Source organism: Rathayibacter sp. AY1E8 (assembly GCF_002931415.1).
Lineage (GTDB): Bacteria > Actinomycetota > Actinomycetes > Actinomycetales > Microbacteriaceae > Rathayibacter.
Genome location: NZ_PSVI01000013.1, coordinates 65,313 through 75,888, shown reverse-complemented (window position 1 = coordinate 75,888; position 10,576 = coordinate 65,313). Strand labels below are relative to the sequence as shown.

Sequence of the window (10,576 nt, the reverse complement as noted above, 5' to 3'; positions counted from 1 at the left end):
GGGGAAGCTGCGGGACCGGGGTCAGGCGACCCGGTCCTCCTTGGAGAAGCCGCCCCGGTGCACCCCGCCCCGGAGGGATCGTTCTCGTCCCGCCGCGACCGCCGCGAAGCGGAGGGGCACCGGCTCCGCACCGCGCCCGCCCGCCGCGGAGCCTCCTTCTTCCGCCCGTCCCCGCGCACGCTGGCGCTCGCCGTCTCCGGCGGGCTCGTCGTCGTGGCCGTCGCGTCGAGTCTGAGCCTCACCGTCGGCACCGGCTCCTCGGCCGAGTCGGCCACCGCGACGCCGTCCGCTGCTCCGACCTCGACCAGCGTCGCCGTGCTCCCCGCGACCACCGCCTCCGCCCGGGTCGTCCTCAGCTCCGTCTCCACCACCTCCGGCACCGTCGCCGGCGGCACGAGCGTGACGCTCGAGGGATCGAACCTGGACTCGGTCGCCACCGTGCGCTTCGGCGAGGCCGAGGGCAGCGTCGCGGTCGACAACCCCGACCAGATCACGGTCACCGCCCCTCCGGCCGACGGAGAGGCAGCGGGCGAGGTCCCGGTCGCCTTCTTCGACGCCGACGGTCAGGCCATCACGTTCGACGCGGTCACCGACTCCGCCGCGGCGGTCACCGTCGACGGGACCCCGGCCGACGCGGTGCAGCCGGCCGTCGACACGTCGGGCGCCGCGGAGGGCACGACGGCCGAGGCCTCGACCGACCTCGCCGCCCCGACCGCGGCCGCCACTCCCAGCTTCGCCGCGACCGGCGTGCTCGCCAGCACGAAGGTCGTCGCCTCGGCGATCACCTTCGCCTACACGCCCGACCCGGCGATCGAGGCCGCGAAGGCCCAGGCCGCGCTGGACGCGAGCCGCCTGGCCTCGCAGCTCGACTACCTCTCCACCTACTGGAACGACTACAACTCGGCCCAGTACGGCGTGATCTCGGGCAACGACTGCGTCAACTTCACCTCGCAGTCGCTGATCGCCCGCGGCTGGGAGATGGACGGCGAGTGGAGCTACTCCTCCTCCGGCGGGTACAGCTCCGCCTGGGCGTCGTCGACAGCGTTCAACGCCTACCTCGCCGCGCACCCCGAGCGCGCGACCGCCATCCCCGACTCCGAGCGGAGCCGGGTGAAGCAGGGCGACATCGTCCAGTTCGACTGGGACGGCTCGGGCGACTGGGACCACACGGGCGTCGTGACCAGCGTCGACGGCGACAGGATCCTCTACTCCTCGCACACCGCCGACAACCACGACCAGAGCATCGACGCGGCCTCCGCCGGCCGGATCATGTTCTGGGGCGTCTGACGCTCGACGCACCCGCTCCACGCACGACGACGGGGCCGCCACCGCTGATGCGGTGACGGCCCCGTCGAGGTTCCGGTCAGATCACTTCTTGAAGACGTCCTTGACGTCCTCGCCGACCTTCTTGGTGTGGGCCTTGGTCTGGTCGGCCTGGCCCTCGGCCTCGAGGCGCTCGTTGTCCGTCAGCTTGCCGACGGCCTCCTTGGCCTTGCCGACCAGGTTCTCGGCTGCGTTGCGGATCTTGTCGTCTGCACCCATGAGGGGCTCCTTCTGTTCGGTGTGACCATCCGCCGGCGGGTGCCGGGGAAGCTGCGGGACCGGGGTCAGGCGACCCGGTCCTCCTTGGAGAAGCCGGCCCGGGCGCTCGAGGCGACCTCGAGCAGGACCGGCAGGCGGGCGCCGAGCAGCGCGTCGAGCGCGTCGACCTCCTGGTGCACGGCGTCGACCACGGTGCGGGGCGAGACGCCGCCGCGGGGGAGGACGCGCACCTTCAGCGCCGTCTCGGAGCCGTGGCGGTAGGCCGCGACCGTGACGTCGAGGAGCTCCGTCCGGCCCGCGAGGGCCGTCTCGAGGACGTCCTCCGCGAAGCCGGTCGCGATCTCGATCCCTCCGGCGGGCGCGCCCTCGGCCTCGTCGCGGAGGACGGTGCCGGTGCGGCCGTGACCGTGGGCGAAGGCCATCACCAGCGCGAGGACGATGCCGAGGAGGCAGATCCCGACGACGGCGTAGAGCGGCCAGAGGACGGCGGCATCGCTCCAGGCGGTGCCCTCCTCGGGGGAGAGGCGCGAGACCAGGGCCGCGCCCTCGCCGTCGGCGAAGGAGAGGACGGAGTCGCGGACCGGCTGCGAGACGGCGATCAGGACGGCTCCGGCGCTGACCAGCGCGAGCACGAGGCCCACGACGAGCAGGACGAGCCGGTTGACGAAGCGGTTGCTCGTGGTCATCAGATCCTCCCGGAGGTCGAGACGCGGACGGTGGAGCGCGGGGCGGGCTTCGCGCCGATGCGGGCGAGCTCCTCGTCGACGGCGCTCTGCACGGCGTCGCGGTCGACCGCGATGCCGGAGGCGGGGGTCACCTCGACCAGTGCGGTGCGCCGCCCGAGCGAGGCGCGGGTGTCCTCGCGGCGGGAGTGGGCGGCCGTGCGGGCTGCGCGGGCCAGGGAGGAGGCGATCACGCCGTCGTCCACGACCACGGCGAGGCGGTCGTCGTCCACGGTGTGGCGGGCCCGGGCCCCGGGCGCCAGTGCGAGCACCAGCAGGACCAGGGCGAGGACGCCCGCGCCGACGGCCACGCCGATGAGGGCGGGGTTCGCCAGCGACGCGACTCCGACGATCGCGCCCAGCAGGGCGGACGGTGCGGCGAGCAGGGGCGCGGCGCCGAGGATCGCGAGCACCGCCTCCGTGCCGACATAGGCCGCGACCAGGGCGATGAGCACCAGGACGACGATCTGCGCGGCGGAGCGGGACTTGTGGGTCTCGCGACGGAGGTAGCGGCTGTAGCGGGTGTCGGGCGCCGACGGTGCGGGGCTCATGCGACTCTCCTCGTGCTTCGGGTGCGGGTGCCCGTGACCCGGATGTCGATCCGGCTGACGGTGCGCCCGGTCAGCGCCTCCATGCGGGAGGCGATGCGGGTGCGATCGCCGTGCAGGCGCTCGAGCAGGGAGCCGCCGGCCGGGGCGGTGCCCGGCTCGACGACGACCGGCGCGGTCACCGCGAGGGCGAGGCCGCCCCGGTCATCGGAGAGGCGGACGCGGATCGCGGAGACCTCCACGCCCAGCTCCTCGTGGACGATCGCCACGGCGGCGCGCTCGATGGAGCGGACGGTGATGGTGACGGTGCCCGCCACCGGCGATGCGGGACGCGTGTCGAGAGCGGTCACGGTGGGCTCCTAGCGGGAGGTGGTGCGGCCGCGGAAGACGTCCACGAGGCTGCGCACGTCGAGGGTGCCGTCGGCGATGCGGGCGATCACGACGCCGAGGGCCATGAAGAGGGCGGTGAGGACGAAGCCCCAGAATCCGAACATCAGGGCCGCGAAGGCGAGGATCGCGCCGACCACGACACCGAGGACGGTGCTGCGGCCGCCGGGGGCGGTGGGCGCGGGGCGCTGGAAGTCGCTCATCGGACGCGGCTCTCGGTGGCCTCGTCGTCCTTGTCGTCGCCGGGGATGTGCACGTCGACGACGGCGACGTTGATCTCGGAGACGGCCATGCCGACGAGCTCGGTGATGGCCTCGGAGACGGCGGCGCGGACGGAGTCGGCGACCTTCTGCATCGGCACGGGGTACTCGACGACGATGGTCACGTCGGCCGCGACCTGGGTCTCGCCGACCTCGACGCTCACGCCCTGGGCGTGGTCGGCGCCGCCGACGGCCTGGCGGATCGCGCCGAAGGCACGGGCGGCGTTGTTGCCGAGGGCGAAGACGCCGGGCACCTGGCGGGCCGCGATGCCGGCGACCTTGGCCACGACGCTGTCGTCGATGACCGTGGTGCCCTGGGCGGTGCCGGAGGTCCGCGAGCCGCCGAGGCTCGTGACCGTGTCGACGGAGGTCTTGTCGACGCGGGTGGTGGAGGGGGTGCGCGTGGTGTCGCTCATGAGGTCTCCTGGACGTCTCATCGGCTGCCGTTGCTGAGCAGACCGGGGTCGAAGGCCCGGCGGAAATCCGGTCGGGCTGTGCTTTCATGAGTGAGACGGAGCCCGGACGGCGTTCGTCACGGTGCTCGGTGGACTTTTTCCTGAGCGTCACCTGAGAGGCGGCCCGAGGCCGCGTGAGCGGAGAGGGAGGAGGCGCCGTGCCCGGACTGGAAGCGGCGAGCGACGCGCTGCTCGCCGAGCGCTCCGCCGAGGGCGACGTGCGCGCCTTCGAGGTGCTCGTCAAGCGGCACCAGTCGATCCTCCGCGCCTACGCCTGGCGCCTCACCGGCTCGCAGGCCGACGCCTCCGACGCCGTGCAGAACGCGCTGATCACGGTCTGGGCGCAGCTCCCGCAGCTCAAGGAGCCGGCGAGCGTGCGCAGCTGGATGATGCGGATCGTCAGCCGCTCCAGCGTCGACCTGCTGCGCCAGCGCCGCCCGACCGACGACGTCGACGCCGTGGAGCATCCCCCGGCCCGAGAGCCCGGCCCGTTCGAGGCCGCCGAGCAGAGCGACGCCATGCGGGCTCTCGCGCACGCCCTGTCCGAGCTGCCGGAGTCGCAGCGGCAGTGCTGGGTGCTGCGCGAGGTCGGCGGGGAGTCGTACAACGAGATCGCCGATCACCTCGGTCTCACGGTGACCGCCGTGCGGGGCAAGCTCGCCCGCGCGCGCGAGTCGCTGGTCGTGGCGATGGAGGACTGGCGATGAGGGAGCAGACGCGATGAACGCGGACCAGGGTCCCGGCGACCGGCCGGAGCGCGCGGGGGAGCACGACGTCGTGCTGCCGCCCGCGCTCGAGCAGGAGGCGGACGCGACGGAGCAGGAGGGCGACGGCATCGGCATCGACGAGCTGAGCGACTACCTCGACCGCGGGCGCACTCCGTACGACCCCGCCATCGAGGAGTCGCCGGAGCACCGGCGCACTCTGCGCGCCCTCGAGCGCGTGCGCGCCCTCTCCGGCGCGCTCATCGACGACGACGCCGCACGCCTGCCCGCGCCGGAGGAGAGCTGGTTCGGCTCGATCCTCACCCAGGTGCGCCGCGAGTCGCGGGCCGGACGCGACATCCCACTGGCGAGCGTCCAGCCCGACGTGGCGCTCACGATCACCGAGGGAGCGGTCCGCGGACTCGTGCGCGAGGCGGGCGACAGCGTCGCCGGCGTGCTGGTCGGCCGCTGCCGCCTGGTCGGCGACATCGCCGAGCCGGGCGCGGAGGTCGTGGTGGAGCTGACGATCTCGGTCTTCTGGGGGGTGCCGATCGCCGAGGCGGCCCAGCAGGTGCGCGAGCGCGTGCACTCGCGGCTGCTGACCCAGACCGAGTTGCGGGTGTCGAGGATCGACGTCCGCGTGGAGGACGTCTACGTCCCCGGGACGGAGGAGTCGTGAGCGGCCTCGAGGCGGCGGCCCCGGTCGATCCGGTGTCCGCGCTCGCTGCGGAGCTGCGCGCCCTGGACGGTGTCGCGACCCTGATGCCGGCCAGGCCCGAGGTGCGCGACGTGCTCGCGCATGCGGCGACGGCGCTGAGCGCGACCGGGATCGTGGTCGAGCCGCTGGGCACCGCGAGCGGCGGCACGTTCGCCGATCCGGTCCTGGTCCGCGTCGCGGGGGACGAGGTGTTCGTGGCCGTCGACCTCTGCGTGACCGCTGAGGCGTCCGCGCCGGACGTGGCGCGCGCGATCGGAGCCGCGGTGCGCGAGTGGTGCGTCCGGGTGCATCCGGAGCTGCGGCCGCGGGTGACCGTCCGGGTCGCCGCGATCGACTAGCCGGATCCGCTAGCGGGCGCGGCTGTCCGCCGGGCGGGACGCCCCGCCGCGAGGAGCGGAGCCGGGCCGGGCGCTCTCGTGCTTCTTCGGAGTGCACCGTGCCGACCGGAGCGACGGTGCTGCAGGGCGCCCGAGGCCTGTGTCCGCGCCGTCTCCCCCTGAGGAGCTCCCGCTCAGGCGCGCTCGGCGAGGAACGCGTCCGTCTCGGCCGCCGTCGGCGCGGACACCGCCGCTCCGGCGCGGGTGACCGAGATCGCCGCGGCCGCGCTCGCCCAGTGGGTGAGGGCGACCAGCTGCTCCGGATCGTCGAGCCGTGCTCCCGTGGCGGCGAGCCGGGCCGAGAAGGCGCCGCAGAAGGTGTCGCCGGCGCCGGTGGTGTCCACGGCCTCCACCCGGAAGGCCGGGGTGCGCTCCGGCTCGCGGTCGCGGACCGCCACGACGACGCCGTCGGAGCCGAGGGTGACCAGCACGAGCGGCACCAGCGCGGTGAGGGCAGCGGCGAGCGCGTCGTCGTCGGCGGCGGTGATGCCGCGATCGGCGGCGAGCTCGCGGGCCTCGTGCTCGTTGACGATCAGCACGTCGAGCACCGCGAGGAGCTCCTCCGGCAGCGGGCCGATCGGGGCGGCGTTCAGGATCGACACCGTGCCGCCGGCGCGCGCGGCGCGGGCCGCCTCCGTCACCGTCGCCGTCGGGATCTCGAGCTGGAGGAGCAGGGCGTCGGCCGCCGCCACCAGGGCCGACTCCTCGGCGGTCAACCCGACTAGGGCGGCGTTCGCTCCGGAGTCGACGACGATCGCGTTCTCCCCGCGCTCGTCCACGGTGATCTGCGCGGTGCCGGTGCGGACGTCGCCGCGGCGGGCGCGCAGCTCCAGCGGCTCCTCGCCGAGGACCGCGGCGAGCCGGTCTCCCGCCGAGTCGCGTCCGAGGCTCGTGACGAAGACGGTGCCGGGCGCGGTCCGTGCGGCCGCGACGGCCTGGTTGAGGCCCTTGCCGCCCGGGAACGTGCTCGCGCCGAGGGCGAGCACCGTCTCTCCGGGAGCGGGGATCCGGGCGACCCGGTGGACGTGGTCGAGGTTGGCGCTTCCGAGCACGAGGAGGGGCATGCCCTCGACGTTAGAGCACGCGCAAGGGGGTCCGCCGCGGGCTCGGCCGCACCTACGGTGGAGGCATGGAAACTCGAATCCTCGGACGCACCGGCGCCCCCGTCTCCGTCGTCGGCCTCGGAACCTGGCAGCTCGGTGCCGACTGGGGGGACGTCGCCGAGACCGACGCCCTCGCCGTGCTCGACGCCGCAGTGGAGTCGGGGGTGACCCTCTTCGACACCGCCGACGTCTACGGCGACGGCCGCAGCGAGCGGACGATCGGCGCCTACCGCGCGGCGCACCCCGACGCGCAGGTCTTCGTCGCCACCAAGATGGGCCGTCGCGCGGAGCAGATCCCCGCCAACTACGTGCTCGACAACTTCCGCGCCTGGACCGACCGCTCGCGCGCCAACCTCGGCGTCGACACCCTCGATCTGGTGCAGCTGCACTGCCCGCCCACCTCCGTCTACTCCGAGGACGCCGTCTACGACGCCCTCGACACCCTCGTCGCCGAGGGCGCGATCGCCGCCTACGGCGTCTCGGTCGAGCGCACGGAGGAGGCGCTGACCGCCATCGCCCGCCCGAACGTCGCGAGCGTCCAGATCATCCTGAACGCGTTCCGCCTCAAGCCGCTCGACGAGGTGCTGCCCGCCGCCCGCGAGGCCGGCGTCGGCATCCTCGCGCGCGTCCCGCTCGCCTCGGGCCTGCTCAGCGGCCGCTACACGACCGAGACCGTGTTCGCTCCGGAGGACCACCGCAGCTACAACCGCGACGGCTCCGCCTTCGACGTCGGCGAGACCTTCTCGGGCGTCGACTTCGCGACCGGCGTGGAGGCCGCGCAGGAGTTCTCCCGCCTCGCCGACGACCACGGCCTCGCCCCCGCGGCGGCCGCGCTCGCCTGGATCATCCAGCAGGAGGGCGTCACCTCGGTGATCCCCGGCGCCCGCTCGCCCGAGCAGGCCCGCGCCAACGCGGCCGCCGCCTCCGCCGCGCCCCTCGGCCCCGCCTTCATGGAGGCCGTGAACGCCCTCTACGACACCCACTTCCGCCCCACCGTCCACCCGCGCTGGTAGCCGGCCCTTTCCTCACCGCCGCTGAGTCGCCCGAGAAGGCTCGTTCTCCTGGGCGGGAACGAGCCTTCTCGGGCGACTGAGCGCAGCGCCTAGGAGTTCAGCGCCGCGTCCACGATCGTGCGCGCCTCGGCCTGGACCTCGTGCAGGTGGTCGAGGCCGCGGAAGCTCTCGGCGTAGATCTTGTAGACGTCCTCGGTGCCGGAGGGGCGCGCGGCGAACCAGGCGTCCTGCGTGACGACCTTGACGCCTCCGACGGCCGCGCCGTTGCCGGGCGCCTTCGAGAGCTTCGCGGTGATCTCGGACCCGGCGAGGGTCGTCGCCGCGATCGCGTCGCCGTCCAGCTTTCCGAGGGCCGCCTTCTGCGCCTTCGTCGCCACCGCGTCCACGCGCTCGTAGACCGGGTCGCCGAAGCGCTCGGTCAGCTCGCGGTAGAGCGCCGACGGGCTCTTCCCGGTGACCGCCACGATCTCGGAGGCGAGCAGCGCGAGGAGGATGCCGTCCTTGTCGGTGGTCCAGACGGTGCCGTCGAAGCGGAGGAACGAGGCGCCCGCGGACTCCTCGCCCCCGAAGCCGACCGAGCCGTCGACCAGCCCGGGGACGAACCACTTGAAGCCCACCGGGACCTCCCAGAGGCGCCGGCCCAGCGACTCCGCGACCCGGTCGATGATCGAGGAGGAGACCAGCGTCTTGCCGATCGCCGCGTCCTCGCGCCAGCCGGTGCGGTGGCGGTAGAGGTAGTCGATCGCGACGGCCAGGTAGTGGTTGGGGTTCATCAGCCCGCCGTCGGGGGTGACGATGCCGTGCCGGTCCGCGTCGGCGTCGTTGCCGGTGAGGATGTCGAAGTCGCCGGCGCGCGCGACCACCGAGGCCATCGCGCTGGGGGAGGACGGGTCCATCCGGATCTTGCCGTCCCAGTCGAGGGTCATGAAGCCCCAGGCCGGGTCGACCTCCCCGTTCACCACGGTCAGGTCGAGGCCGTGCATCTCGGCGATCAGCTGCCAGTAGTGCACGGAGGCGCCGCCGAGGGGGTCGGCCCCGATCCGCACGCCGGCCTTCCGGATCGCGTCGAGGTCGATGATGTTCGCCAGGTCCGCGACGTAGTGCGTGCGGTAGTCGTAGGTCTCGACCGCGGAGGGCTCGGCCGAGGTCACGCCGCGGTTGCCGTCGGCGATGAGCTCGTTGGCCCGGTCGGCGATCCAGGTCGTCGCGTCGGAGTCGGCGGGGCCGCCGTGCGGCGGGTTGTACTTGAAGCCGCCGTCGCGGGGCGGGTTGTGCGAGGGGGTCACCACGATGCCGTCGGCCCGGTCGGTGTGCGCGGGGTCGTTGTTGTAGCGGAGGATCGCGTGGCTGAGCGCCGGCGTCGGCACGAAGTCGTCGAACTCGTCCACGAGCACGCGGACCTCGTTGCCCACCAGGACCTCGAGGGCGGTGGTGAGGGCCGGGCGGGAGAGCCCGTGCGTGTCGGCGCCGATGAACAGCGGGCCGGTGATGCCCTGCTCGGTCCGGTACTCGACGATCGCCTGGGTGACGGCGGCGATGTGGTCCTCGTTGAAGGCCGTGTCGAACGAGGATCCGCGGTGGCCCGAGGTTCCGAACACCACCTTCTGAGCCGGGTCGGAGACGTCCGGCTTCTTCTCGTAGTACGCCCTCACGAGGGCCTCGACGTCGATGAGATCGGAGGCCTGTGCCGGCTTCCCTGCGCGATCGGTCATGCGGTCCATAGTGGCAGTCCGGCCCCCTCCAGGGGTACCGCGGCTGGCTAGGCTTGCGCCATGCCCGTCAGCGCCCCCGAGACCCGTGCCTACAGCTATCTCGGGCCCAGCGGCACGTTCACGGAGGCGGCCCTCGCGCAGGTCCCGGAGGCACGCGGACAGCTGTGGCGCAGCGTCGCGAACGTGGGGGAGGCGCTGAGCGATGTGGTCACCGGCCGCAGCGACGGCGCGGTGATCGCGATCGAGAACTCGGTCGAGGGCGGAGTGACGGCCGCGCAGGACGCGCTGGCGCGGATCCCGGGGCTGCGCATCGTCGGCGAGTACCTGGTGCCGGTGTCGTTCATCCTGGTCGGCCGCCCGGGGACGAGCCTCGAGGAGGTGCGCACCGTCGCCGCGCACCCCGTGGCCTACGGACAGTGCCGGGTGTGGCTCGACCGCGAGATCCCCAGCCACGAGCACCTGCCCGCCTCCAGCAACGTCCAGGCCACCGTCGACCTGCTGGGCGGATCTCCCGCGGACGCGGCCATCGCCCCTCCCGGGATCGTCGCCCACCACGACGTCGCGGTGCTGGCGGAGCGGATCGGCGACAACCCGAACGCCGTCACGCGCTTCGTGCACGTCTCGCGCTCGCACGCACTGCCCGAGCCGACCGGCGCCGACAAGACCAGCGTGATCGCCGAGCTCCCGGCCGACCAGCCGGGCGCCCTGCTCGACATGCTCGAGCAGTTCGCGACCCGCGGGGTGAACCTGAGCATGATCCAGTCGCGGCCGATCGGCGATGCCCTCGGCCGGTACCGGTTCGTCATCGACCTCGACGGGCACGTCCAGGACGAGCGGGTCGCCGACGCGCTGATGGGGCTGCGGCGCTTCAGCCCGAAGGTGATCTTCCTCGGCTCGTATCCGCGCGCTGACCGCCGCCCGGTCACCTCCGTGCGACGCTACGACGACGAGGTGTTCCTCGAGGCCCGCGACTGGCTGCGCGGGATCCTCTCCCACGAGCCGGAGGTCGACGATGACCGGGGACGACGATGACGG

At 73.5% G+C, this 10,576-nt stretch carries 14 protein-coding genes; 6 read left to right on the top strand and 8 right to left on the bottom strand.

Annotated elements, in window-relative coordinates; translation table 11 throughout:
* Positions 1-1,287 (top strand): amidase domain-containing protein (locus C5C74_RS05850; protein WP_219813442.1); only part of this gene is annotated, 1,287 nt, incomplete at its 5' end.
* Between the two features lie 81 nt (positions 1,288-1,368).
* On the opposite strand, the gene C5C74_RS05845 is transcribed toward C5C74_RS05850, so the two are convergent.
* The 6 genes from C5C74_RS05845 to C5C74_RS05820 all read right to left on the bottom strand — a co-directional run bounded on the left by C5C74_RS05845 (position 1,369) and on the right by C5C74_RS05820 (position 3,875).
* Complete coding sequence (locus C5C74_RS05845; protein WP_104226788.1) at positions 1,369-1,542, bottom strand: CsbD family protein; 174 nt, start codon at positions 1,540-1,542, stop codon at positions 1,369-1,371.
* A gap of 65 nt (positions 1,543-1,607) precedes the next feature.
* Complete coding sequence (locus C5C74_RS05840; protein WP_104224951.1) at positions 1,608-2,228, bottom strand: hypothetical protein; 621 nt, start codon at positions 2,226-2,228, stop codon at positions 1,608-1,610.
* Entirely contained in the window at positions 2,228-2,815 is a 588-nt protein-coding gene (locus tag C5C74_RS05835; protein WP_104226787.1) for a DUF6286 domain-containing protein, read from the bottom strand. The genes C5C74_RS05840 and C5C74_RS05835 overlap by 1 nt, the downstream gene beginning before the upstream one ends.
* On the bottom strand, positions 2,812-3,162 hold the full coding sequence (locus C5C74_RS05830) for a hypothetical protein (protein ID WP_104224953.1): 351 nt from the start codon (positions 3,160-3,162) through the stop codon (positions 2,812-2,814). Before C5C74_RS05830 ends, C5C74_RS05835 begins: the two co-directional genes overlap by 4 nt.
* Before the next feature lie 9 nt (positions 3,163-3,171).
* Positions 3,172-3,402, bottom strand: coding sequence for a DUF2273 domain-containing protein (locus tag C5C74_RS05825; protein WP_104224954.1), 231 nt, complete (start codon positions 3,400-3,402; stop codon positions 3,172-3,174).
* Positions 3,399-3,875: an Asp23/Gls24 family envelope stress response protein gene (locus C5C74_RS05820; RefSeq protein WP_104226785.1), complete on the bottom strand. Its 477-nt coding sequence runs from the start codon at positions 3,873-3,875 to the stop codon at positions 3,399-3,401. The genes C5C74_RS05825 and C5C74_RS05820 overlap by 4 nt, the downstream gene beginning before the upstream one ends.
* A gap of 197 nt (positions 3,876-4,072) precedes the next feature.
* On the opposite strand from C5C74_RS05820, the gene C5C74_RS05815 reads away from it, so the two are divergent.
* From C5C74_RS05815 to C5C74_RS05805, 3 genes are read left to right on the top strand one after another with little or no spacing between them, the layout of a single operon-like run.
* A complete protein-coding gene (locus C5C74_RS05815) occupies positions 4,073-4,621 on the top strand; it encodes an RNA polymerase sigma factor (RefSeq protein WP_104224956.1) in 549 nt (182 codons plus the stop codon).
* Positions 4,622-4,634: 13 nt separating this feature from the next.
* Entirely contained in the window at positions 4,635-5,297 is a 663-nt protein-coding gene (locus tag C5C74_RS05810) for an Asp23/Gls24 family envelope stress response protein (protein WP_104308434.1), read from the top strand.
* Positions 5,294-5,674 carry a hypothetical protein gene (locus C5C74_RS05805; RefSeq protein ID WP_104328083.1) on the top strand — a complete coding sequence of 127 codons (381 nt, stop codon included), beginning with the start codon at positions 5,294-5,296 and terminating at the stop codon, positions 5,672-5,674. Before C5C74_RS05810 ends, C5C74_RS05805 begins: the two co-directional genes overlap by 4 nt.
* A gap of 173 nt (positions 5,675-5,847) precedes the next feature.
* On the opposite strand, the gene C5C74_RS05800 is transcribed toward C5C74_RS05805, so the two are convergent.
* Positions 5,848-6,777, bottom strand: a complete 930-nt coding sequence (locus tag C5C74_RS05800; protein ID WP_104340077.1) for a ribokinase — start codon at positions 6,775-6,777, stop codon at positions 5,848-5,850.
* A 65-nt stretch (positions 6,778-6,842) separates the two neighbouring features.
* On the opposite strand from C5C74_RS05800, the gene C5C74_RS05795 reads away from it, so the two are divergent.
* Positions 6,843-7,829: an aldo/keto reductase gene (locus C5C74_RS05795; RefSeq protein WP_104288458.1), complete on the top strand. Its 987-nt coding sequence runs from the start codon at positions 6,843-6,845 to the stop codon at positions 7,827-7,829.
* 89 nt (positions 7,830-7,918) lie between these two features.
* Here C5C74_RS05795 and pgm read toward each other — a convergent pair whose 3' ends face one another.
* Positions 7,919-9,541, bottom strand: coding sequence for a phosphoglucomutase (alpha-D-glucose-1,6-bisphosphate-dependent) (gene pgm / locus C5C74_RS05790; RefSeq protein WP_104351140.1), 1,623 nt, complete (start codon positions 9,539-9,541; stop codon positions 7,919-7,921).
* Positions 9,542-9,601: 60 nt separating this feature from the next.
* Here pgm and pheA point away from each other — a divergent pair, with 60 nt between their 5' ends.
* A complete protein-coding gene (pheA, locus tag C5C74_RS05785; protein WP_104351137.1) occupies positions 9,602-10,573 on the top strand; it encodes a prephenate dehydratase in 972 nt (323 codons plus the stop codon).
* Positions 10,574-10,576: the final 3 nt, after the last annotated feature.

Excerpts from the sequence above, each read along its gene's own strand:
- C5C74_RS05795 (WP_104288458.1), top strand. The coding sequence starts at position 6,843 with ATGGAAACTCGAATCCTCGGACGCACCGGCGCCCCCGTCTCCGTCGTC.
- pheA (WP_104351137.1), top strand. The coding sequence starts at position 9,602 with ATGCCCGTCAGCGCCCCCGAGACCCGTGCCTACAGCTATCTCGGGCCC.
- C5C74_RS05800 (WP_104340077.1), bottom strand. The coding sequence starts at position 6,777 with ATGCCCCTCCTCGTGCTCGGAAGCGCCAACCTCGACCACGTCCACCGG.
- pgm (WP_104351140.1), bottom strand. The coding sequence starts at position 9,541 with ATGACCGATCGCGCAGGGAAGCCGGCACAGGCCTCCGATCTCATCGAC.
- C5C74_RS05825 (WP_104224954.1), bottom strand. The coding sequence starts at position 3,402 with ATGAGCGACTTCCAGCGCCCCGCGCCCACCGCCCCCGGCGGCCGCAGC.
- C5C74_RS05820 (WP_104226785.1), bottom strand. The coding sequence starts at position 3,875 with ATGAGCGACACCACGCGCACCCCCTCCACCACCCGCGTCGACAAGACC.
- C5C74_RS05835 (WP_104226787.1), bottom strand. The coding sequence starts at position 2,815 with ATGAGCCCCGCACCGTCGGCGCCCGACACCCGCTACAGCCGCTACCTC.
- C5C74_RS05840 (WP_104224951.1), bottom strand. The coding sequence starts at position 2,228 with ATGACCACGAGCAACCGCTTCGTCAACCGGCTCGTCCTGCTCGTCGTG.
- C5C74_RS05810 (WP_104308434.1), top strand. The coding sequence starts at position 4,635 with ATGAACGCGGACCAGGGTCCCGGCGACCGGCCGGAGCGCGCGGGGGAG.
- C5C74_RS05845 (WP_104226788.1), bottom strand. The coding sequence starts at position 1,542 with ATGGGTGCAGACGACAAGATCCGCAACGCAGCCGAGAACCTGGTCGGC.